Raw genomic sequence first — 23,829 nt, 5'->3', positions numbered from 1 at the left:
CTTTTATGTTTTAATGCTATTCTAAATTTTATAATCTCCGGAGCAAATATTTTATTCAATCACCATAAATTCGGTACGGCGGTTTGCTTGGTGAAACTCCTCGCTGCATGGTATGCCGTCTGCACAGGCATTGGTAAGTTTGCTTTCTCCATAACCACGGGCTATTAGTCGATTTGAAGAAATTCCATGATTCGTCAAAAACTCTACCACACTTTCGGCTCTTTTTTGAGATAAAATCATGTTATATTCAGCTGTTCCTCGTGAGTCGGTATGGGCATTTAACTCAATTTTAGCATTTGGATTATCAACCATAAACTGCACCAACTTATTTAAATCACGCGAAGCGTCTTCTCTAATATCGGCCTTATCTAGGTCATAGTATATATTTTCTAATTTTATCACCTTTCCAGTCTCAGCTTGCTCTAAAGGTAACGCCAGTTTAACATACAAAACCGTGCTCCTTTCCAAACCTTTGGTACTTGCATTTTCTATTTCAGAAATATACATGTCTTTTCTTCCAAAGACCGAATAGTCTGTGTCTCCTTCTATTTGAAAACTAAACTCGCCTGTCCCTTGCTCAGAAACCACTTGCTTTACCACGTTGGTTTTGAGGTTTGTTAACACCACATATACTTTTCCTTCTCTGAGTTGAGTAGTTTTGTTTACGGTAAATCCTTTAAGTGTAAACCTTGGGTCGTTATGGTCTAGTTTTAAATAGATTCCTTTCCCTGGTAAGTCAAACTGCGTAGGAAAAATCTCCTCTTCGGTGCTGGCGATGTCATTAAGCAAACCTGTTATGCGATATCTGGCTTGTGGAATACTATCAAAAACCGCCTCTCCAAGTTCGTTTGTAACCGAATTAAATATTTTACCATTATCACCCATTAGTTTTACCTTGGCATTTACTAATGGCTCTCCCGTTTGAATATCTCGCATGGTTACATTCACCATTTTTTGAGGAATGACGGGTGCCAATTTCTTTGACTCAACCACCGTCTTTTTACCAAAATTATAGCTTAAAGTTAAACCTGCTCCATATGAACTATTACTATAGGTTGTGTTTTCTACTTGGGCTTTATTTATATCATAAAAAGCACTTGATTGACTTGAATTAAAATAATAGGTATAATACGCATTAGCCGCTATGGCTATTTTTTGAGTAATGTTATAGCCTATCTTAAAATTGGCTCGCCCACTTGGCGTAAGCGACGACTTTGTAGCATATCCTCTATCTAAAACCGCAACAGTAGACGATTCATTTGTTAGAGAAAATCCATCTTTAAAAACAGAAACACCACCTAAGGCACTTATTTGTACAAATACTTTTTCTTTTAGAAACGGCAAATTAAACACTGGCCCAAGGCTGATAGAGGCACGCTGAAGCGAAGTATTTTTCTGTGTAAAGTCGGAAGCTAAAAAACCTTGACTGAGCATTTTTTGTGAAATACCAGTTGAGTCAAAATTTGGTGTTTTGTTAGCATAATATCTAGTGGATAACTCGAGTCCAACATTCCTCCATAGTTTTTGAACGCCAAGCTCACCATAAAATCCATTTCGAAGGCTACTATTATAACCATTGGCGTATTCTTTTTTTAATTGATCCACCCCACCAGAACCTTGAATAGCCCAGCCATTTTTTTTAAAAACAGATTCTTGAGCAAATAAAGGTTTTTGAAGGACCACGCTAAATAATACAAATAGTAGTAATAGCGGAATTCTAGTAGTTGTTAGTTGTCTAGTCATCTTAAGGGCACGTTAAAAGGTAAGCGTTTTTTTTATTAGAATGTAAAAATAAGCGAAATGGAATCAATATAGATACGAAATAATTCAATAATAATGATTTTTATTTAGGAAAAAAGTCACTTAAAGTCCATTTTATTTAAAAAAGCAGTAGATAAATAAGCATTCATTACACCCAACTTTTGACAAAAACAAAGAATCCTAACTTTGAAAATTGCATTTTCTATAGCATCTAACTAAATTTATAGGTACAGATGTTACCCAAATATTACATCAAAATTTATTCAACTTTCCGAAATATAATAATTCCAAGACAAATCTTCTCAAAAGCACAATTGAGTTATATGAAAATATAAAATTAACAATATTGCTTATTTTCAAAAAAGCTTAAAAAACCTTGTATTTTTTAAATGAATGCTTGCACTTTTCTTCAAATCATAGTACTATTCCAATATTTGCGTGGCATCCTGTAGAGAACTTTACCAACCACAAAAATCTTAACGTACAAGTTAACAGTGGCTTATATACCTTTGTAACAACAAAAAAGCAAAATACTTTAGAAATTACGTTAGTAACAAAACAAGAAATACTTTAAAAAACAAAGAAAATTATGAAAAAGCTTATTTTAACATTGGCAGTATTGGTGGGAGTATCATTTTCTGCAAACACTTCATTCGCATTTGACGGTTTAAAAATCGTAACGTTGAACTCAATCGAAAACGAAGTTCTTCTTAAGCCACTTGCGGGAATGAAATTTAAATTGGTAGTAGCTAACATTTCAAGCAAAGCAACTATCACAATCAAAAACGAAAACGGTGACGTAATGCATACAGAATACGCTTCTAAATCAGAAGATTTTTCAAAAATATTTGACTTATCAGATTTAGCTGACGGAAACTACTATTTTGAAATCGCTAACGGTTCAGAGAAACTTGTTAAATCTTTCAAAATCAGTACTGAAGTTAAAAGAACTGTATCTGAGCTTAACTAAGACTAGCAAACAAACTAAAAATAACCACTGAGCAAACGCTTGGTGGTTTTTTTGTACCTAAAATTGCCATTAATTTAAATGAATCCTAGAAATTGACATCCGTATTATTTAATTTTAGAATCAATATATTCAAGTATATCCTTGGTATTGCTTAAATTTGTGTTTTTAGAAAAAGAATTTCACTAAGATAATATGTTTCAGAATCTTCAAGATAAATTAAATGGTGCTTTTAAAACCCTAAAAGGTAAGGGTAGAATCACAGACGTGAACATTGCGAGTACTGTAAAGGAAATTCGCAGGGCTCTAATGGATGCCGATGTTAACTATAAAGTAGCCAAAGACGTAACCGACAGGGTAAAACAAAAAGCAATTGACCGTAAGGTAATGATTGCTGTAGAGCCTGGACAACTTTTTGTAAAAATAGTTCAAGAAGAGCTTCAAGAACTAATGGGGGGCATGACCCAAACCGTCAACTTTAAAGGATCTCCAGCCGTAATATTAATCGCAGGTCTTCAAGGTTCTGGTAAAACTACATTCTCAGGAAAATTTGCGAGCTATCTAAAAAAGCAAGGCAAACAAGTAATGCTAGTTGCCTGCGATGTTTACAGACCTGCTGCCATTACCCAACTACAGGTTTTGGGAGAGCAGATAGGCGTAGATGTATTCGCCGAACCAGAAAACAAAGACGCAGTTTCGATTGCTAGAAATGGTTTGGCAGCCGCTAAAGCCAAAGGAAAAAGCATCGTAATAGTCGATACGGCCGGTCGTTTGGCTGTAGACGAAGTCATGATGACCGAGGTAGAAAACATCAAAAAAGCTATCACTCCTTCTGAGATATTGTTTGTGGTTGATTCCATGACCGGTCAAGATGCCGTTAATACTGCCAAAACATTTAACGAGCGTTTAAATTTTGACGGTGTTGTACTTACCAAATTAGACGGTGACTCGCGTGGTGGTGCTGCCTTATCTATCCGTACTGTGGTAGAAAAGCCTATCAAGTTTATGAGTACGGGAGAGAAAATGGAAGACCTTGACGTTTTCCACCCCGACCGTATGGCGAGCAGAATATTGGGTATGGGTGACGTTATTTCATTGGTAGAAAGAGCCCAACAAGCATTTGACGAAGACGAAGCTAAGAAGCTTAACAAGAAAATGCGTGAGAACAATTTTGATCTCAACGATTTCTTAGGGCAACTACAGCAAATCAAAAAAATGGGTAATATCAAAGACGTTATGGGCATGATACCGGGAATGGGAGCAGCTGTAAAAGACGTAGATATCAGCAATGATTCGTTTAAGCCTATTGAGTCTATTATACAGTCTATGACTCCAAAAGAAAGACAATTGCCCGACATTATTGATGGAAATAGAAGAAAAAGAATAGCATCGGGTGCTGGTAGAAGTATTCAAGAAGTGAATAACCTACTGAAGCAATTTGAGCAAATGAAAAAGATGATGAAGAAATTCAACAAGATGTCTCCAGGCGGAAAAATGAAGATGTTTGGTTGATTTTCAATCAATTAAAATATAACCGAAGGGTCTTTTTGAATTCAAAGAGACCCTTTATTTTTTGAAATAGTAATACAGATCTGGAATTTTAGCCTGATCACCTCGTTCGCTAATTGTATAATATCCTTTAGCGTTAATATCCCAACAAATAGACTCGCCCTGATGCTCCCTAAAATATGGAGCTCCAATATCTCTGTTTCTTTTTAGTGTTTGATAAAACGTTTCTGAATCTTTCTTTTTCCAATAATAAACCGCCAAGTAGTTTTTTAATAAAATCTCAGTGCCATCTGGAGAAATATCTCCTGCTGTCATTTGGAAATAAGGAATGTCGCCTAAGTATTCGGCTTCAAAGCTTGTATTGATTGGCTGTGGGTATTTCAGATAATACACACGGACGTTAAACTGATCTTTGGTGATTACGTATAAGTCTTTAGTCTTTGGGTCCAGCAGCAAGGTTTCTGCATTATAGGAAACCCCTCCCGGATATTTAAACTTAATGGTTTCGTAACTATCTATAACCGATTGATTAGCCGTGGGCTCTGGAAATCTGTAAATGTAATATTCTGGGTAAACCACGTTATTGTCCCCTATATCGGGAACGTATACATAGTTAACACCTTCTGTAGGGCCAGGGCCTGATGCGAGGTCTTCCCAGTCGCGGTTATTTCCTCTAAAATCAACGAATTTCTTATAAGTACCATCTGTACCTAACAAGTGTAGGCCTGGCTTGTTTCCTGAATCTTCAATGATCCAAAGTGCATTTGAAAAAGTGGTAGAACGAGCCACTCCTGAGGCCTCATCCAAAAGCCCTCCCGTTACAGGCAAAACCAAAGGTGTATCTGCAAAACTGGGCAAACTAGGTTCTACTACTATTGGAGTAGGGTCTTTTGGAAATAAAAAACAAGAGTTTAACCCAATACAAAGAAGAAATAAGATGCTTTTTTTCAAAATGACGGAATATTAACTTTACTGGATTAAACGAAAACAATAGGTCTTTATTGGCCTTCGCTTGCAAAGATAATCCTAAAGCCTTATTTTTCTAACACAAGGTCTTCTAATAAACTAATCCAGTTTTCAGAATCATTCAGACTCTCTACCAATTGCCAGTGCTCGCCACCGTTTTCCTCAAAAATCTCTTTGTACTCTTCGCCTACCTCAATAGTGGTTTCCAAGCAGTCAGATACAAACGCAGGAGAGAATGCTAAAACGCTTTTAACACCGCTTTTGGCAAGATCACGAATTACGAAGTCACTGTATGGTTTTATCCATGGGTCGCTTCCAAGTCGTGATTGGAAACATGTGGTGTAAGTCCCTTCTTTAAGTCCTAGCCTTTTTACTAATAACCTTGTAGTTTCAAAACACTGTGCTCTATAACAATGTTGGTTTTTAGGCGTGATGGTATCACAACAAGAACCAAACTGACATACACTGTGGCAATCTCCTTTGCGTATTTGTCGCTCAGGCAAGCCGTGATAGCTAAACACAAAATGTTCAAAATCTTGGGTGGCCATGTGCTTTTCAGCATTTACAGCAAAGCCTTCGATGAATTTATCGTGGTGATAAAAATAATTTACAATAGAAAACTCAGGCATCACTTGCCATTTAGACAGCAGCTCCATCACTTTTTCATACACTGAGCCTGTGGAGGCTGAGGCGTAATGTGGGAAAAGCGGTACTACAATTAGTCGCTTTATACCTGAAACCTGAAACTCGTTTAACTTATCTTGTATAGACGGGCTTTGGTATCTCATAGCAAGCTTTACCACATACTTATCTCCTAATTTTTCTTGTAGAGCTTTTTCATTGTGTAAACCAAAAATCTTAAGAGGAGAACCCTCTTCTAACCACAACTCTTTATATATTTTGGCCGATTTGGGTGCTCTAAAAGGGGCAATAATTAAATTGACTAATGCCCATCTTATAGGTGCGGGAATATCTATCACTCTACCGTCAAGAAGAAATTCTCTTAGGTATTTTCTAACGTCTTTTACCGAGGGTGAGTCTGGTGTTCCAAGGTTAACCAATAAAACTCCGGTTTTGAAATCTTCTATCACTTTAAAAAATCAGGTTTTGTAAATGTATTAAAAATAGTTTCTGGTAATTTATCAAAAACTTTAATGTCTGAAAGTTGTCTTACGCCACGATTGCCCGAAAGCATGATTTTGCCGTAAGATTTATAATCTTTCCAAGGCATGGTAAATCTTGGCTTTTCGTCTGCAAAATTGGCAAAATAGCTCCACTGAGACACCAAATGGCTATTTTTATCAAAAAACACATGGTATTTATTTTCAGGAGTAACACCCACATTAGCAAATGTCATTTCTAATACCTCAGCATCAGAACCATCCTCAGTTTTTTGATGGCCAAGGTATTTTAAGGTAACTCCCGAGTCACTTAACTTAAACGGCATCACCAACCAATACGAATCATTTATCCATGTTTTACGAGCGTTCTCAAGGTACTTTGCTACACTATCAGGAGCCGTCATTTCTACTCCGTCTTTTAAGACCATTCCTGTATTTTTGCCAATATTAAGTATATACGTAGTATTCTCCTTAGAAAGATCAATTCTAACTCGATTTTCATGTTTATCCCAAATCAGATTTCTGCCGCCGAAAAAATTCCAAGAAATATACCGCGTTTTGTCATATGCTTTTTGGCCTCCCATGGCTTTTAATACATCCGCTTTAATTCTGCTTATTTCAGAATCTTGTGCCAAACTTTTAAAAGTGACCAAAAACATTAAAAATAGCACAAAACTGTATTTTTTCGAGATGAGGCTTGTCATATTTTTTTGACTTTTAAAATGTTTATTTTGTTCGTAAATCATCAGCGAAAACCGTTTAATAATTTTTTTATCCATTTTTGCGAATTTTCGCTAAATGGCATTAACTTTGTTTCAATCTTTTAAAAATGCTAAAAATGACACCTTCAAGTAACAACAGTATGAAAATGGAATCTATATCTAACGCTCCTATTTTTGGTATCAAGGAAGCTTTTAACCTCATAGGTATAAAAGAGCTTACGGCGAATATTTATGCACTTCCAAAATTCAAAAAAAATTCTCAGGAAACGAAAATCAAGAGTAATAACTCAAAATAAACCAAAAGGTTTAGTAAGCCCTTACGAGCTTACCTTCCATAAAGTTTATAAATGCTCGGTTAACCACCTTATTTCCACCTGGGGTTGGATAGTTTCCAGTAAAATACCAATCGCCTAAATCTTTAGGACAGGCTTGGTGCAGGTTTTCCACAGTTTGATATACTACTGCCACATCAGCTTTGATGTCTTCTGGTCTAATGATTTCGGCAATCTTTCTCGAAATATCTTCGTCTGTAAACGGCTCAAATAACTCTTTTACAAAGTTTTGCTTACGAAGAGTCCCGTTTTCTTGGGCCTCGATGGCTTTTTGATAAACTTCTTCTTTCAAATACTCCATCCCTCTGTCTTTAAGCAAACCAAGCATAGCTCTAAATGCTACAAACTCTTTGACTTTCGACATATCTATACCATAGCAATCCGGGAATCGGATTTGTGGTGCTGACGAAACTATCACTATTTTTTTTGGGCCAAGTTTGTCCAATAACTTCAAAATACTTTTCTCAAGGGTAGTTCCCCTAACAATAGAGTCATCTATTACCACCAAAGTATCTATTCCTTTTCTAATAACTCCATGCGTCATTTCATACACGTGCGAAACCATCTCGCTTCTGTCTTCATCGTTGGTGATAAACGTACGAAGTTTTACATCTTTTGAGATTAACTTTTCAAACCTTGGCTTAAAGTCCAAGATTTTATCAAGTTCTTTGTCGCTTAAGTTTCCCGCTTTGATTTTTTCTTTACGCCATTCGGCCAAATAATCCTCCACACCTTCTACCATGCCATAAAAAGCAGCTTCGGCGGTATTCGGTATGTAAGAAAATACGGTATTCTCCAAGTCATAATTTACCTCTTTTAGTATCTGAGGTATAAGATACCTACCCAGTGCTTTACGCTCTTTGTAAATAGAAGGATCTGAGCCACGAGAGAAGTATATCCTTTCAAAACTACACGATTTCTTTTCTTCCTGAGGCAGTATATTAAATTCACCAAACTCCCCGTGCTTATCTATAATTAAAGCATTGCCCGGTTCTATAGCCTTTATCTCATTATATTTTGCTCCGAATGCAGCCTTAATAGCCGGTCTTTCGGAAGCTACTACCACCACTTCGTCATTTGCCCAATAATACGCCGGACGAATTCCTGCAGGGTCTCTAACCACAAAAGCCGCTCCAAAACCTGTTACTCCAGCCATGGCATACCCTCCGTCGAAATCTCGACAGGCCCTATGCAACACACGCTGAATATCCATGTTGTCTTCAATGATATCACTTAGTGCCGGATTTTCATATATTCCTTTGAAACGCTCAAAAACACGTTGATTTTCTTCATCTAAGAAATGTCCGATTTTTTCTAATACCGTAATGGTATCTCCTTGATCTTTTGGATGCTGACCGAGTTGAACTAGCTTTCTAAAAAGTTCATCGGCATTGGTCATGTTAAAGTTACCAGCACAAACCAAGTTTCGGCTCCTCCAGTTACTTTGGCGAAGCATCGGGTGGCAGTTTTCTATCTCATTTCTACCGTGAGTTCCGTATCTAAGGTGGCCTAGCCACACTTCCCCAGAAAACGCAACGTTTTTTTGAAGCCATGAGGCATCTTTTAACCTGTGCGGAAAATTTTTCTGAATGTCTAAATACTTCTCGTTGATTTTTTTGAAAATGTCAACTACCGGACGGTTTTCTACAGATCTGTATCTGCTTATATACCTACTACCCGGTGGAACTTCCACTTTGACATTGGCAACACCGGCACCATCTTGGCCTCGGTTACTTTGTTTTTCCATGAGTACATACAATCTATTGATTGCATACAATGGAGAGCCATATTTCTCGATATAATAATCAAGTGGCTTACGGAGACGAATGAGGGCAATGCCACATTCATGTTTGATCGCGTCGCTCATAATAAAAAGTAGCAGTTCAAACACAAAGGTTTAGAACCATTTTTTTAGAGTACAAAATTGAGTAGAATTAAACGCAAGTGCAAGTCAATACTTAAATAATTACTAGAAAACAGTAATAAAAATATCAAACTATATTCTCAGTACTTTTAATCAAGCTTTTAACCTCCCACAAATCTAACATTTCCTCATTTTCTTTAATATCTCTAATAACTGTATTAACATATATCAAGTTTCATTTTGTCATTTTTAATTTAAAATCAATTTCAAAATAAATATAACTATCAAATAATCAGCACATTAAATATACATCCAAGATTTTTTTTAGTTTTTTTTCAGCTGCAGACATCTTTTTTTTTGTGTAAGGCGTAATTGAACCATTAAACATCGAAACGAATGAACATTCTCAGAAAAATTACAAAAACAAGCTTGGTGATACTTGGAATCGCACTTGTTTCATTTTTTATCTACGCCAATTTGGACACCAAGCCTATGCATGCTTATGCCAAGCCTACGGGCATCGAACTTTTTGAAGTAAAAGAAGGCTTAAACGACCAAAGAATAGAAGAACTAAATACAAAAATAGAGGCAATTGAGGGCATAACGGCTTTTGCCGGAAACGCTGAAAGCAAAATAATAAGTGTTTTATACAACCCTGAAAAGATTAATCAGAAAAAAATAACTGAAATTCTGATAGATGAAAATCTAACTTTAGAAAAACCATCGTTTGGGCCAAAGGACCCCAATGTAGCCGAATGCCCTGTTCCGTATGGGTATATTTTACAATTCCAGAAACTTAAGTACGCTTTTAATATTCGTTAAACTAAATTTTTTATTATTATGAAAATCACAAAAATGTCGGTAATGGTTTTGATGCTAGGATTATTCTTAGGGTCATGTGCCAAAGAAGAAGAAATGGCCGCAGCAACGCCAACTTTATACGCTAGACTGGGAGGTGTAGATGCTATTTCGGCAGTAGTAGATGAGTTCATTGGCCGTGTAGCTGCCAATCCAGACATGGCACGTACATTTAAACCTCTTCTTGATGAAGTAGGTGCTCAAGGGGCAAGTTCTCCAAAATTGATCTCACTGAGAAACAATTTGATAGACCAAATAGGTGAAGCATCAGGTGGCCCTCAAAAATACAAAGGAAAAGACATGGTTACTGCTCACAAAGGAATGAACATCACAACAGTTGAGTTTAACTCTTTGGCAGGAAACCTTTCGGGTGCTTTGGATAAGTTCAGCGTACCTACAGCAGAAAAAACTGAACTATTGACTGTAATCGCAAGCTTACAGCCGATGATTGTAGGAAAGTAAATAGAGATTAATAAGTATATGGGATTTATGGGTACAACTCCATTTTGCTTTGCGAAATGGAGTTTTTTTTTATTTTAATGATAATACTCATATAGATTTAGACGTTTGTCAAATATCTTTGCGACGAAATGAACGTAGTTAAACAAATAGGTATTTTGTTTTTAACAGGCCTACTTTTTTTAAAAGTAGTGCTGATTCCTATTTTGTTTATCAACTACGAAGTGAGAAAAGATTTTATCACACAAAATTATTGTATTAACAAAAACCGCCCAGAGCTACATTGTGACGGTAAATGTTACTTGGCCACTCAAATAAAGGCTGTACAACAAAAAGAAGACAACAAAGCTGCTTCTGAAACAATCTCCAAGCTTTTTGCCTTTGAAATATTTTACGCAAGTTCAAAACCTTCCAATCTGCTTCCAGTACCGGAACAAATAGTAGAAACAGAAAAGCACATATACAAATCTTCAAAAAAAGGCATAAATTTTAGCCTTGCTATCTATCAGCCTCCCAAAAGCTGTTAATTACTTAATTTTCTTTTATTCCAAAATATCAGACTCAAAATTTCAGTCTTGTTATTTTGCTATGCTTTGCTTTTCCTTTTCGGCAAAAAAAAGCATCAATCTGGGTATTTTCCTATACTCAAATGAAATTATTAATTAACAATAGATAGATTTTAAAAATGAAAAAAATAGTTTTAGCATTTGCATTAGTATATACATTATTTAGCTGCGAAAAAGACGAAATAGGAGCCAATGACAAAAACACGCTTAGTCTTGAATTTGAAAACCTAGTGGGAGCTGATCCGCTTGTTTTAAATACCAAAACCTACAAAAACGCCTCAAATGAGGACTTTACCGTTTCTACTTTTAACTTTTTTGTAAGCAACATCACGCTAAAGAAAACAGATGGAACATCATTAAAACTTGACAATCAATATTTCTTAGTAAAGCAGTCAGACCCAAAGAGTTTAGCAATAGAATTAACTGATATTCCAGCTGGAGACTATTCGTCTATCAGCTATGTGGTTGGCGTAGACAGTGCCAAAAGCACATCGGATATTTCGCAAAGAACGGGTGTGCTTGATCCAGCCTCCTATGGTACCGACGGCATGTATTGGTCGTGGAACTCAGGTTATATATTTTTTAAATTAGAAGGAAGCTCAAATGCTTCTACGGCACCAGATAAGCATTTCAAATATCACATCGGTGGTTTTGGAGGTATGTCGGCCGCTACGGCGAACAACCTAAAAACCATAGAAATAAATCTTAAAAACAACCCAGCAACGGTAAGAAGTAACATTGCTCCAGTTGTTCACATTTCTACTGACATCATGGAAGTTTTTGGCAGTTCAATAAAAATATCGAACCAAAATGAAATAATGAGCCCTACTCTGGGATTAACGGTATCGAAAAACTACCAAAACATGTTTTCACTTGAACATGTACATAACGATAAAATGTGATGCGAAAAGCTAATATTTTGCTTTTATTCATTGCCATTGCGGTTTGGTCTTGTGTAAGCACAGTGATTTCAAATTCTGAGGCTGAGGTAGCTTTATTTTATGAGCCAGAGGGATTTCCTTTGGCTCAATATAAAACCCAAAACAATCCCGTAACCGAAGAGGGATTTATTTTGGGTAAAAAACTATTTTATGACGGTAACCTATCGAGAGACGGGACCATTTCTTGTGCAGAATGCCACAACCAAAACTATGCTTTTACGCATCACGGGCATGCACTGAGCCACGGAATTGACAATCAAGTTGGAATCAGAAATGCCCCGGCACTTCAAAACCTAGCTTGGCAAAAGTCATTCCTATGGGATGGCGGTGTTTTTGATCTTGATTTATTCCCCCTCGCTCCTATCGAAAACCCCGTGGAGATGGACGAGAATTTATCTGTTTTAATCAATAAACTTAAAAAAGACTCAAAATACCCGGACCTTTTCGAAAAAGCTTTTGGAACTTCTGAAATCACAACCGAGCGATTCCTTAAGGCCCTATCCCAATTTATGATAAGCCTCATTTCTTCAAATTCGAAGTACGATTTGGTTATGAAAAACCAAGCGACTTTTAATACAGACGAGAAAGCAGGCTACCTTTTGTTTAAAGAGAAAGGATGTGCAAGTTGCCACACCGAGCCACTATTTACAGACGAAACCTACCGGTCAAATGGCCTTGATACCACCTATTTCAGGACTTTTGTGGATTATGGTAGAAAGCGAATTACGGAACAAAACGCTGAAAAGTTTAAGTTTAAAGTGCCTTCTCTACGCAATATTGAATATACTTTTCCATATATGCACGACGGGCGATATTCAACCCTGGAGGCAGTTATGGACCACTATAGCGATCAAATGTCGGACTTGCCAAACCTTGACCCGATATTTAAGAAAAATACGGGCAAAATAGGAATTCAGCTAACTGCAGTAGAAAAAAAACAAATGGTGGCATTTTTAAAGACACTTACGGATTCTGATTTTTTGAAAAACAAAAAATTTGCACCCTAAACAACAACATCATGAAATTTAAATTAATAATTATTCTTTTCATAATTAGCATAAGCCAAGCCTTTGGCTGTGACGTATGTGGCTGTGGCAATGGAGCTTCTTTTTTTGGCATATTACCGCAGTCGCACTTTAGGTTTGGCGGCGTAAGGTTTACTTCAAAAAACTTCGAATCACATATTTCATCTAAAAACTTAAAAGCCACCGAGCATTTTCAAACCATAGAGCCGTGGATTAGACTATATCCGTTGCCAAAAACTCAGTTGATTGTTACGACTCCCTATCATTTCAATAGCCAAACATTGCTGTATGACATGAGTAAAAAATCGATTTCGGGAATTGGTGATGTAAATGCACTGATGCACTATAATATTCTAAATACTTTTTTTGACTCCACGGCACACACTTTTGACCACGTATTATTGTTAGGCGGCGGCATAAAGCTACCAACAGGAGCATATGACTATAGCCAAGATGCAAGCACAGTTTCAAATGCCAATTTCCAAAAAGGCACGGGTAGCGTAGATTACGTTTTAAATGCTATTTATACCATTAGAAAAGGAACTAATGGACTAAATTTGGATTTATACTATAAGATAAACGGTGAAAACAAAAACAAATTTAGATTTGGAAACAAATCACGGATTTTAGCGAGTGCTTTTAAACAAATAACAATCAAAGACCTGAGCTTTATGCCGAACTTAGGAGCTTTGGCGGAAAACTCAAAGTCTGATTTTAAAAACAAAGAAGCCATTAGCCTTTCGGGCGGCTATACACTAAATGGGGTATTGGGCTCAGAAGTTTACTATAAAAGAATAGTGGCGGGGGTTAATTACCAAGTTCCTATTTCTCAAAAACTATCAGATGGAGAACTTAAACTAAAAAATACATTTTCAGGACATTTAACATTTTTATTCTAATGAAAAAACTATTGATAATACCGGCCTTATTACTTGCATTGAATACATCAAATGCACAAGCACAAGAGCCTACAAAAAAGAAAAAAGAGCAAACCAAAATGGAACTTAAAGACCCGGTTTGCCATATGAAAGTATCAAAAGATGCTAAAATAGTGACGACCCACAAAGATCACCAATATGCTTTTTGTTCGGAAAGTTGCAAAACAAGATTTGTGGATAATCCAGAAAAATATGTAAAGAAAGACTAAGCTCTAACATTTTCGTTTTTTTTGAAGTGCTCTTTGGTTTCTGTAGACCAAAAAGCACTTTTTGCATATTAAGCAAACCTTAAAATAATATAATTTAACTCCCGGTATCATCTTATTTCAAGATAAATTCTGCCTAAAGAGCAAATTTTCTTCAGATTTTTAGAAAAAAATTAGCTTTATTTTGATAAAAAATATTAATTTTCGGAGAAATACTTTTAACCAAAATCTTAAATATTAAAAAATAATCTAGGTTTTAAACTATTTATTAGCTCAAAAAACCAGATTTCGAGATTTTAATTCCCCATAGATAAAGTTTATTGTATTTTACCCCTAAACCTATATAATACGTACATCTCGTTGCTAGTCAATGAGGTGTATTTTTTTTATATTTGAATCATAATCAATCCTATATTATGAAATCAAATAGAAGAATATTTCTCCAAAACTTGGGCGGACTAGTAGCACTCACATCGCTCGAAGCTTCTGCTAAGTCATTCAATATTATTAAAGACTTAAAAAACAGCCCGAACGACAAAATTAGGTTTGCCACAATCGGTATGGGTATACAGGGCCATTACGACACAAAAGCGGCTTTGCAAAACCCGGGCGTTGAATTTGTAGCAGCTGCTGACCTTTACACAGGCAGGTTAGATCGTGTAAAACAATCCTTCGGAAAAGACATTTTTACTACACGTGACTACAGAGAAATATTAAATAGAAAAGACATAGATGCGGTTATAATAGCCACACCTGACCACTGGCACGACAAAATAACCATAGATGCTCTCCAAGCAGGCAAACATGTGTACTGCGAAAAACCCATGGTACAGGATATAAAAGAAGGCAAACCTGTAATAGAGGCATGGAAAAAATCTGGTAAAACTATGCAAGTTGGCAGCCAAAGAATAAGTGGAAGCGTTTTTCAAGAAGCCAAAAGGTTGGTGGCAGCAGGCGAAATTGGAGACATTAATTTTGTGGAATCAAACTACGACCGCTTTAGTGCTATTGGTGCTTGGAACTACTCAATTCCTACTGATGCATCGCCCGAAACCGTAGATTGGGATGTGTTTTTAAAAGACACACACAAAATGCCTTTTGATGCCAATCGATTTTTTAGATGGAGAAATTATAAAAATTACGGCACAGGAGTAGCTGGAGACCTTTTTGTTCACCTAATTACGGGCGTTCATTATGTGATAGACTCCAAAGGACCCGAGCGAATTTATGCATCTGGCGGCACCCGATATTGGACAGAAGGAAGAGATGTGCCCGATGTGATGGTGGCCATGTTAGATTACCCAAAATCAAATACGCATGCGGCATTTCAGATGGTATTGCGAGTAAATTTTGCAAACTCTGGCAACATAAATAACAACACCCGAATAATTGGCTCGGAAGGTCAAATTGATTTTTCAGGAAATGGGCTGGTGCTCAGCAAGAAAAAACTACCTAAAGCTCCAGGATTTGGAAACTATGATAGCTATTTTACTTTTTCGGATGAACAGCAAAAAGAGTTTGAGAAAAACTACAACAAAATATATAGTGATGCTGACAAAAAAGTGGAAAGCATAAAAGACTATAAGTTTTTTGCATCGAAAGGCGACGATGAGCACAAAAACCACTTTGGCAACTTCTTCGAAAATGTGAGAAGTGGCAGCCAAAAAACCATAGAAGACCCAATTTTTGCATTTAGAGCTGCAGCTCCAGTTATAGCATGTAATGAAAGCTATTTCAATAAAAAAATAGTGGGTTGGGACCCTGAAAAAATGCAAAAAATATAAACTTTTAGAAATAATAATAAAGGGGAAAAGTCAATTTGAAAATAAAACAAATGCTTATTTTTTTCAAAAACCTTCCTTTATTCTCCTAAATAGAAATTTTTCAATATTTTATTTGGATTAAGTAATTTTTAAAAGCACATTGAAAAACAAAATAGCTCATATTCACATACAAGTATTTGTATTTGTATATTTGTTGTTACTTTTCATATAAAACGTATAGAAAAAATAATATGTCGAAACTTAACTTGGAAACCACTTTCACTCAAGAAGTCCACAATAAGTATTTAGTTTTTAATACCCTATTTTCGAGATTGCCTTATGACAAAATGACGAATATAGGGACCTTGATGCCTTTTCTTTATGAAAACGCCAAACAAGGTTTTGAAAACCAGTTGACTCCAAAACAAATCATTGATCAGTTTATTGAAAAATTTACAAACATAAAAACTGAGAAAGAAAAAATAGACTTACTTTTCAGGTTCATTACTTATATAGAAAGACAAGTTGTTCTTTTTGATTCAGTAGAAGATGCTGCTTTCGAAAAATTGAATGCTGGAAATACCAACGGAACATTAAATAACATAATGGCCTTGGCAAATCAGCAAAACAAACTTGAAGAGGTCAAAGAAAAGCTTAGAAACTTTAAAGTACGCGTGGTATTTACGGCTCACCCTACTCAGTTTTACCCTAATAGTGTTTTGAGAATCATTCAAGACTTAGAAGTTTGTATAAAAAACAATGACATCACTACCATAGATTCATTGCTACAGCAATTGGGCAAAACGCCATTTATCAACGATATACAACCAACACCTGTAGAGGAAGCTCAAAGTATAATATTCTTTTTGAGGCACGTATATTATGAATCTTTAGGATTTTTACACGAAAAAATCCACAATGATATTTTAAATGATAACGATGATTTTAATTCCATATTAGAATTAGGTTTTTGGCCAGGAGGAGACAGAGACGGAAACCCTTTTGTAACTGCAGAAATCACTAAAAAAGTAGCTCAGGAGCTTCGCACTGCCATACTTAAGTGTTACTACAACCATTTCAAAGAAATCAGAAGGAGATTTACTTTCAAAGGTGTAATTCCACTTTTAGATAAAATAAACAACCGTATTTATACCAACATGTTTGGTCTAAAAGACGACCTTACCCTAGAGCAGCTTTTGGCTCAACTTGACGAAGTAAGGACTTTGATGATTGAAAAACACAGCTCGATGTTTTTAGACGAACTTGATAAGTTTATCAGAAGAGTTAAACTTTTTGGTTTGCACTTCGCTAGTCTTGACATCAGACAAGACAGCAGTATTCATGAGCGAGTATTCCAAGCGATTGTAGAAAAATATGAAGTTTCCAAAACTCCATATGCAGAATGGACACACGAAGAAAGAGTGAAATTCTTGACTACATTTGATGTATTGATAAACGAAGATGAGTTTGAAGATGAGCTGATCAGAGATACATTTAAAACTATTCGCACTATTCAAGAAATTCAGGCCAAAAACGGTGAAAAGGCATGCAACAGATACATAATATCTAACTCGGTGACTTCTTGTGCAGTGCTAGAGGTTATAGCAATGTTTAGGTTCTGTGGCATTTCTGATGCCGATAGAAAAGTTGACATTGTGCCATTGTTTGAGACTATTGAGGGCTTAGATAAAGCTCAAGAAACCATGGGTGAACTTTACACCATGGAGTATTACAAAAAGCACCTGGCGAGTAGAAAAAATGCTCAGACTATCATGCTTGGTTTCTCAGACGGAACCAAAGACGGTGGTTATATAAAAGCCAACTGGGAGATTTACAAAACCAAAGAAAAACTAACAGAAGTATCCAACCAAAACGATGTGGCGGTAGTCTTTTTTGACGGTAGAGGTGGACCTCCCGCACGTGGTGGTGGCAAGTCGCACCAGTTTTATGCATCTCAAGGGCCTACAATTGCCAACAATGAGATTCAAATAACCATACAAGGGCAAACTATTTCGTCAATGTATGGCTCGATTCCTCAAGCGATATTTAATTTTGAACAATTGCTTTCGGCGGGTATTATTAATGACGTATTTACAAACAATATGTCTATCATTAACCCTGAAGAAAGAGCCTTAATAGAAGAGCTTGCTGAGCTTGGTGGACAGAAATACATAGACTTAAAGAATCACCCGCAGTTTGTGCCTTACCTAGAAAACAAGAGTACATTGAAATATTACGGTAAAACCAAGATTGGTAGCCGTCCAAGTAAGAGAAAAAGCTCAAGTCAGCTTAAACTTACAGACCTTAGAGCCATCCCTTTTGTGGGCTCGTGGTCGCAGTTAAAACAAAACGTACCGGGTTACTATGGATTTGGAACTGCTCTTTTAGAAAAAATAAATCAAGGAAAGTTAGAAGAACTTCGTTCGCTGTACCAAAACTCGCTTTATTTTAAAACCCTCATGCAAAACAGTATGATGGCACTTTCAAAATCATTTTTCCCACTTACAAGTTACATGAAAAATGACCCTGTTTATGGGCCGTTCTGGGAAATTCTGAAAGAAGAGTATCAAAAAAGCTTTGACTCTATGTTACTAGTATCAGGACAGAAAGAACTAATGGAAACTGAACAAATCGGAATGCTTTCGGTAAATTACAGAGAACAGATAGTCCTTCCGCTTTTGGCAATACAACAATATGCCCTACAAAAAGTGGAAGAAACTCAAAGTGAAGAGATTAGACTAATTTTCGAAAAAATGGTTACTCGATCGCTGTTTGGTAATATTAATGCTTCAAGAAACTCAGCATAAAGCTAAAATCCCACCTCAAATCTACTACGAGGTGGGATTTTTTTCTAATTCAAATACTTCAAAGTCATATTCGTTTTTCTCGTCTTTTTTGTATACTGTTTTAGACAACACCTTCCAATCTAAAAACTCTTGATATTCAAAGAAGGCATCTCCTTCTAATTCTACATCTACCACCGTTAGGTAAAGATTAGTTGCTAAAGACCTGCTCAAGTCATATATTTTTTCGCCGCCAATCACAAATACTTCTTCCACGTTCGGTTCTTTTGACGCAAAGTCAATAGCCTCTTCTACAGAAGAAACCACTGTACAGCCGGGTATCTCTAGCGTTTTGTTTCTAGAAATCACGATATTAAGTCTTCCGGGCAAGGCTTTCCCAATAGAATCAAAGGTTTTCCGTCCCATTATTATGGGGTGACCCATCGTTCGTTTTTTAAATAACTTCAGATCTTCCGAAAGTCTCCAAAGTAATTGGTTATCTTTCCCTATTGCAGCATTTTTTGCCACCGCCACTATCATTGAAACCTTCATTTTTTGAAACTAATTTTATGCAAATATCCTTTAAATAATTGTAATATCGAATCAGAATAATAAAAAACACATATGGAAACTAAAGTAGCGTTTATCACAGGAGGCTCAAAAGGTATTGGCCTAGGAATAGCAGAAGAACTTATTAAAAATAATATTAAAGTAGCTATTACCGGCAGAGATGCTGTAAATATCAAGGAAGCTGAACTACACCTAAACACCATAGTTCCTGACTCAGCATTAGGGCTATCAGCAGATGTAAGAAATTACAATTCTATGTCTAGAGCTTTAGAAGAAACGCTTACAAAATGGGGCAAGGTAGATTACTTAATTGCGAATGCTGGTGTGGGCCACTTTGGAAGTATAGAAGACCTGACCTCGGAGCAATGGAACGATACCATCGATATAAACCTCACGGGAGTTTTTAACAGCGTAAAAATCTGTTTGGAACAAATTAAAGCTAACAAAGGATACATAATTACGATATCAAGCCTTGCAGGAACAAACTTTTTTGAAAAGGGATCTGCTTACAATGCCAGCAAATTTGGCCTAGTAGGTTTTAGCCAAGCCATTATGCTCGATTTAAGAAAATATGGGGTGAAAGTAACGACTATAATGCCGGGGTCGGTGAGTACGCACTTTAACGATCACGTACCGTCAGATTCTGACAGCTGGAAAATTCAACCTGAGGATATCGGTCAAATGGTGATGGATTTACTAAAAATGAACCCGCGTACACTTCCAAGCAAAATAGAAGTAAGACCTTCTCAAACAAAATAACACATTAGGCTTTAGACCCTTCACGATTAATTGCAATATTTATCGTGAAGAGTCTTTGCTTTTTTCTGCTCAAGAAATATTAGCTGCTGATAGTCTTGACAAGCCTCGTCTTTTTTCCTTAATAATATATATGTAGCCGCCCTTTGATAATAGGCATCTATATTTAAAACATTGTATTTCAAAGCTTTCGAATAGTATTTTTCGGCTTGCATATAAGCTCCTCTTTGAAAAAACTCAGTGGCATATTCATAATTCATTTTAGAAAATTCCAAAGAATCGCCAGATGAAACCTCCGCATTGGTAAAGTCTAGATTAAAATCATACTCCATATTTACACTGACTTTTTCTCCTAAATATTCTGCCGGCTTCCATTTTCCTTGGGTCTTTTTAACGGCCATAATTAGCTTGTTATTAAACTTATCGTTTGACGAAGCTACTATTCTTACGCCTTTTACATCTCCTTTTTCGGTAACTACAAATCTCACCACAAAACCTCCTTTTCTAAAATCTGGAAACTGGAAATTTTCAAATATATATTCCATAGCCATCATTTTTTTACTCATAAAATAAGGCTCCAAACGATTTGGCACATAGTCGTACACTATTTCTCCATTTTTAGAAACATAGCTCCTCGGAGTAAACGTAAGGTCATTTAATTTTTTTGGTATATAAATGAATTTGTAAGATTGAGAAGGCTCGTATTCGTTTTGAAGTAACAAAACCAATGAAATATCTTCAAGTACCTCAATTTTAAACTTCATGTCATTGAAACTCAAAACACTATCTTTTACCATAAAATGAAAATCCTGAGCTCGCCCTCCAAAGTTTACTCGAACCGAATCTTTCGACATAAAATTTAAATCAAAATTGACATTTAAGAGGCTCTCGTCAAAAATCTTACTTCCATCAGGCCTTTTTATGTCTACTTTTTCCCAATTCTTTAATAATAGACTTTCATTTATCTTTTGAGAGAAAGATGTATTTGAAAAAATAACTAGAATAGTAAAAATAGCTATCGAAAAATATCGGGGTGTTCTCATATTAAAATTTATAGTGTGTTTATATTTAATGGTTTTGTATAAAATTATTTACCAGGCCTCGACCAAAGCATTTATTTTATCTAATAACGCTTGAGTCTTTGCCCCTATTTTACCTGAACCAATAATATGCTCATCAACTTTTGAAATTGGCAAAACCCTTTTGGTAGTACTTGTAGTAAAAACCTCCTCTGCTGCCAAAAGTTCCATCAATGTAACGGCCCGCAATTCTATTTCAAAGTCAGCCTTGGCTAATTCTAAAACTGTTTTACGCGTGATACCTTCCAAGATATTTTCATTGGGAGTAATAAGCTTTTTGCCATTAATTAAAAAAACATTACTACGACTTAACTCACTTATTTCGCCATTTTTAACAAACAAAACATCAGAAGCATTTTGCTCTCTAAGGTCTTGTTGTAAAATCATATAGTGCTTATAATCGATGCTTTTTATAGTAGGCAAATCGCGTACATACTCATGCGTGATGACTTTTATCCCATGCTCGTAGTCAGCTTCTTTGGAAGGATGTAACTCTTCTGAAACTATCAAAAGATTTGGTTCTGGAGAAGTTACTGAATCGGTGGAATATCCACCAGTAAGCAAAAAACGGATGGCACAGTCTTGAACTCCTTGCATCGCAATGAGTTTCGTAACTACCTCAAAAGCCTCTTCTTTGGTAATCGGATTTGGAATTCTCAGCAATTTGGCTGAACGCTCGTACCTTTCCCAATACCAATCCCACTGAAATGGTTTCAAATTATAGGTTCTGAAATAATCAAAAAGACCATAGCCTCTTAAGAGGCCAAGGTCGTTTATGAATACTTTAGTTTCATTAGCGGGACTAAAATCGCCTTTAAACCAACTGTGGTGCATAATAACGCTTATTGTAATTTTCTGTATTTAATTCTCTTTGGTGTCAGGTCGTTGCCTAATCTTTTCTTTCTATTCTCTTCGTATTCCGAAAAATTGCCTTCAAACCAGACTACTTTAGAGTCTCCTTCAAATGCCAAAATATGTGTTGACACGCGGTCAAGGAACCACCTATCGTGGGAAATAACTACCGCACAACCTGCAAAATTCTCTAATCCTTCTTCAAGAGCTCTTAGTGTATTTACGTCTAAGTCGTTGGTTGGTTCATCTAAAAGCAACAAGTTGCCGCCTTCTTTGAGCATCATTGCCAAATGTACACGATTTCGCTCACCTCCAGACAAAACACCAATTTTTTTCTCTTGGTCGCCGCCTCCAAAGTTAAACTTACTCACATACGCTCGGGCATTTATTTGTTTATTACCCAACATAATCCAGTCATTTCCTCCCGAAATAAGTTCATAAACAGACTTATTGGGATCCAAATTATCATGCTCTTGATCCACATAAGCTATCTGCACAGTTTCTCCAACTTCAAAAGTTCCTTCCAAAGGTTTCAATTGCCCAGTAATAAGTTTAAACAGAGTGGTTTTACCTGCTCCGTTTGGCCCAACTATTCCGACAATTCCTGCAGGTGGAAGACTAAAATTAAGTTCTTCGTATAACAATCTATCATCAAAGCCCATCTTTATTCCTGTGGCTTCGATCACCTTGTTTCCTAAACGTGGACCCGGGGGTATAAATAGCTCTAATTTTTCGTCTTTTTCTTTAACATCTTGACTCATCAAGTTATCGTAAGCATTCAAACGGGCCTTAGATTTCGCCATTCTTCCTTTCGGACTCATTCTTACCCACTCTAACTCGCGTTCAAGGGTTTTTTGTCTTTTAGACTGCGACTTTTCTTCTTGAGCCAAACGATTTTGTTTTTGCTCTAACCAAGAAGAATAATTTCCTTTCCATGGAATACCCTCTCCCCTATCCAATTCCAAAATCCAACCTGCTACGTTATCCAAGAAATACCTATCGTGGGTAACCGCAATAACCGTTCCTTTGTATTGGTTCAAGTGCTGCTCTAACCACAGAACTGACTCAGCGTCAAGGTGGTTAGTAGGCTCATCTAAAAGCAAAACATCTGGCTCCTGAAGCAACAACCTACAAAGAGCCACACGTCTTTTTTCTCCTCCTGACAAAGTACCTATTAAGGCATCAGATGGCGGACACCTAAGTGCATCCATTGCTCGCTCAAGCCTACTGTCAAGTTCCCAAGCATCTGCTGCGTCAAGTTTTTCTTGTACATCGCCTTGGCGTTCCATTAGCTTATCAAAATCAGCATCTGGTTCAGCAAAAGCATTGTTTATCTCATCAAATTCTTTTAATAAATTAACTACTTCTTGTACGCCTTCCTCTACTACTTCCTTTACAGTTTTAGTTGGATCAAGCACGGGCTCTTGCTCGAGCATACCCACCGAATAGCCTGGAGAAAATACAACTTCTCCTTGAATGCTTTTGTCTATTCCAGCTATCACTCGTAACAAAGTGGATTTTCCAGAACCATTTAAACCTAAAACACCTATTTTGGCACCGTAAAAAAATGAAAGATATATGTTTTTTAAAACTTGTCGATTAGGAGGTATAATTTTATTTACGCCTGCCATCGAGAAGATAATTTGTTCGCTCATAAGATAAATTTATTAAAACTATATTATTTTTTACACAAATATCGTTAGCTTCCTTTGTAATATGCAAAAAAACTACGATTTTTACGCTTTTAAAACCATTTAATTATAACATAAAAGTAGCCACTCCTAAAAAAAT

Annotated in this window: 22 protein-coding genes; 13 read left to right on the top strand and 9 right to left on the bottom strand. The window is 36.4% G+C overall.

The genetic code is table 11. The features are described 5' to 3' along the window. Nucleotides 1-51: 51 nt before the first annotated feature. Nucleotides 52-1,743, bottom strand: coding sequence for an OmpA family protein (locus ACFOOI_RS17375; RefSeq protein ID WP_379839309.1), 1,692 nt, complete (start codon nucleotides 1,741-1,743; stop codon nucleotides 52-54). Nucleotides 1,744-2,350: 607 nt separating this feature from the next. Here ACFOOI_RS17375 and ACFOOI_RS17370 point away from each other — a divergent pair. Together ACFOOI_RS17370 and ffh are read left to right on the top strand one after the other, a co-directional pair. Continuing rightward, nucleotides 2,351-2,731 (top strand): DUF3244 domain-containing protein, encoded by a 381-nt coding sequence (locus ACFOOI_RS17370; protein ID WP_379839308.1) that lies wholly within the window; start codon nucleotides 2,351-2,353, stop codon nucleotides 2,729-2,731. 192 nt (nucleotides 2,732-2,923) lie between these two features. Further along, nucleotides 2,924-4,240, top strand: coding sequence for a signal recognition particle protein (gene ffh / locus ACFOOI_RS17365; RefSeq protein ID WP_379839307.1), 1,317 nt, complete (start codon nucleotides 2,924-2,926; stop codon nucleotides 4,238-4,240). A 54-nt stretch (nucleotides 4,241-4,294) separates the two neighbouring features. Here ffh and ACFOOI_RS17360 read toward each other — a convergent pair whose 3' ends face one another. The 3 genes from ACFOOI_RS17360 to ACFOOI_RS17350 form a co-directional block, all read right to left on the bottom strand. Further along, the gene (locus tag ACFOOI_RS17360) at nucleotides 4,295-5,188 is read right to left on the bottom strand and encodes a PE-PGRS family protein (protein ID WP_379839306.1); all 894 of its coding nucleotides are present in this window, start codon (nucleotides 5,186-5,188) and stop codon (nucleotides 4,295-4,297) included. Between the two features lie 83 nt (nucleotides 5,189-5,271). After that, entirely contained in the window at nucleotides 5,272-6,294 is a 1,023-nt protein-coding gene (gene hemH, locus ACFOOI_RS17355; RefSeq protein ID WP_379839305.1) for a ferrochelatase, read from the bottom strand. Further along, nucleotides 6,291-7,028, bottom strand: a complete 738-nt coding sequence (locus tag ACFOOI_RS17350; RefSeq protein WP_379839304.1) for a hypothetical protein — start codon at nucleotides 7,026-7,028, stop codon at nucleotides 6,291-6,293. The genes hemH and ACFOOI_RS17350 overlap by 4 nt, the downstream gene beginning before the upstream one ends. A 134-nt stretch (nucleotides 7,029-7,162) precedes the next feature. Between ACFOOI_RS17350 and ACFOOI_RS17345 the strand changes: the two genes are divergently transcribed. Beyond that, nucleotides 7,163-7,342 (top strand): hypothetical protein, encoded by a 180-nt coding sequence (locus ACFOOI_RS17345; protein WP_379839303.1) that lies wholly within the window; start codon nucleotides 7,163-7,165, stop codon nucleotides 7,340-7,342. Nucleotides 7,343-7,352: 10 nt separating this feature from the next. Here the strand turns inward: ACFOOI_RS17345 and ACFOOI_RS17340 are convergent, their stop codons facing one another. Further along, nucleotides 7,353-9,245, bottom strand: coding sequence for an amidophosphoribosyltransferase (locus ACFOOI_RS17340; RefSeq protein ID WP_379839302.1), 1,893 nt, complete (start codon nucleotides 9,243-9,245; stop codon nucleotides 7,353-7,355). 393 nt (nucleotides 9,246-9,638) lie between these two features. On the opposite strand from ACFOOI_RS17340, the gene ACFOOI_RS17335 reads away from it, so the two are divergent. The 9 genes from ACFOOI_RS17335 to ACFOOI_RS17295 all read left to right on the top strand — a co-directional run bounded on the left by ACFOOI_RS17335 (nucleotide 9,639) and on the right by ACFOOI_RS17295 (nucleotide 18,805). After that, entirely contained in the window at nucleotides 9,639-10,064 is a 426-nt protein-coding gene (locus ACFOOI_RS17335) for a hypothetical protein (protein ID WP_379839301.1), read from the top strand. Nucleotides 10,065-10,082: 18 nt separating this feature from the next. Next, a complete protein-coding gene (locus tag ACFOOI_RS17330) occupies nucleotides 10,083-10,562 on the top strand; it encodes a group I truncated hemoglobin (protein WP_379839300.1) in 480 nt (159 codons plus the stop codon). Nucleotides 10,563-10,690: 128 nt separating this feature from the next. Next, a complete protein-coding gene (locus ACFOOI_RS17325) occupies nucleotides 10,691-11,086 on the top strand; it encodes a hypothetical protein (protein ID WP_379839299.1) in 396 nt (131 codons plus the stop codon). Between the two features lie 158 nt (nucleotides 11,087-11,244). Then, the gene (locus tag ACFOOI_RS17320) at nucleotides 11,245-12,027 is read left to right on the top strand and encodes an MbnP family protein (protein ID WP_379839298.1); all 783 of its coding nucleotides are present in this window, start codon (nucleotides 11,245-11,247) and stop codon (nucleotides 12,025-12,027) included. Further along, on the top strand, nucleotides 12,027-13,073 hold the full coding sequence (locus ACFOOI_RS17315; protein WP_379839297.1) for a cytochrome-c peroxidase: 1,047 nt from the start codon (nucleotides 12,027-12,029) through the stop codon (nucleotides 13,071-13,073). Before ACFOOI_RS17320 ends, ACFOOI_RS17315 begins: the two co-directional genes overlap by 1 nt. A gap of 11 nt (nucleotides 13,074-13,084) precedes the next feature. Continuing rightward, a complete protein-coding gene (locus ACFOOI_RS17310) occupies nucleotides 13,085-13,990 on the top strand; it encodes a transporter (RefSeq protein WP_379839296.1) in 906 nt (301 codons plus the stop codon). After that, nucleotides 13,990-14,238: a YHS domain-containing protein gene (locus ACFOOI_RS17305; protein WP_379839295.1), complete on the top strand. Its 249-nt coding sequence runs from the start codon at nucleotides 13,990-13,992 to the stop codon at nucleotides 14,236-14,238. Before ACFOOI_RS17310 ends, ACFOOI_RS17305 begins: the two co-directional genes overlap by 1 nt. A 413-nt stretch (nucleotides 14,239-14,651) precedes the next feature. Then, complete coding sequence (locus ACFOOI_RS17300) at nucleotides 14,652-16,019, top strand: Gfo/Idh/MocA family protein (RefSeq protein ID WP_379839294.1); 1,368 nt, start codon at nucleotides 14,652-14,654, stop codon at nucleotides 16,017-16,019. A 230-nt stretch (nucleotides 16,020-16,249) separates the two neighbouring features. Then, a complete protein-coding gene (locus tag ACFOOI_RS17295; RefSeq protein WP_379839293.1) occupies nucleotides 16,250-18,805 on the top strand; it encodes a phosphoenolpyruvate carboxylase in 2,556 nt (851 codons plus the stop codon). A gap of 24 nt (nucleotides 18,806-18,829) precedes the next feature. On the opposite strand, the gene ACFOOI_RS17290 is transcribed toward ACFOOI_RS17295, so the two are convergent. Beyond that, nucleotides 18,830-19,333, bottom strand: a complete 504-nt coding sequence (locus tag ACFOOI_RS17290) for a dihydrofolate reductase (RefSeq protein WP_379839292.1) — start codon at nucleotides 19,331-19,333, stop codon at nucleotides 18,830-18,832. Nucleotides 19,334-19,405: 72 nt separating this feature from the next. On the opposite strand from ACFOOI_RS17290, the gene ACFOOI_RS17285 reads away from it, so the two are divergent. After that, nucleotides 19,406-20,110: an SDR family oxidoreductase gene (locus tag ACFOOI_RS17285; RefSeq protein WP_379839291.1), complete on the top strand. Its 705-nt coding sequence runs from the start codon at nucleotides 19,406-19,408 to the stop codon at nucleotides 20,108-20,110. Between the two features lie 26 nt (nucleotides 20,111-20,136). Here ACFOOI_RS17285 and ACFOOI_RS17280 read toward each other — a convergent pair whose 3' ends face one another. Genes ACFOOI_RS17280 through ettA form a run of 3 tightly spaced genes read right to left on the bottom strand, consistent with a single transcriptional unit; the run spans nucleotide 20,137 to nucleotide 23,693 of the window. Continuing rightward, a complete protein-coding gene (locus tag ACFOOI_RS17280; protein WP_379839290.1) occupies nucleotides 20,137-21,150 on the bottom strand; it encodes a TonB family protein in 1,014 nt (337 codons plus the stop codon). Nucleotides 21,151-21,198: 48 nt separating this feature from the next. Then, complete coding sequence (locus ACFOOI_RS17275) at nucleotides 21,199-22,020, bottom strand: aminotransferase class IV (protein ID WP_379839289.1); 822 nt, start codon at nucleotides 22,018-22,020, stop codon at nucleotides 21,199-21,201. A gap of 8 nt (nucleotides 22,021-22,028) precedes the next feature. Next, nucleotides 22,029-23,693, bottom strand: coding sequence for an energy-dependent translational throttle protein EttA (gene ettA / locus ACFOOI_RS17270; protein WP_379839288.1), 1,665 nt, complete (start codon nucleotides 23,691-23,693; stop codon nucleotides 22,029-22,031). Nucleotides 23,694-23,829: the final 136 nt, after the last annotated feature.

The sequence above is a fragment of the Lacihabitans lacunae genome, assembly GCF_042649125.1.
GTDB classification, from domain to species: Bacteria; Bacteroidota; Bacteroidia; order Cytophagales; family Spirosomataceae; genus Leadbetterella; species Leadbetterella lacunae.
This window is presented reverse-complemented; position numbering and strand designations above follow the sequence as displayed.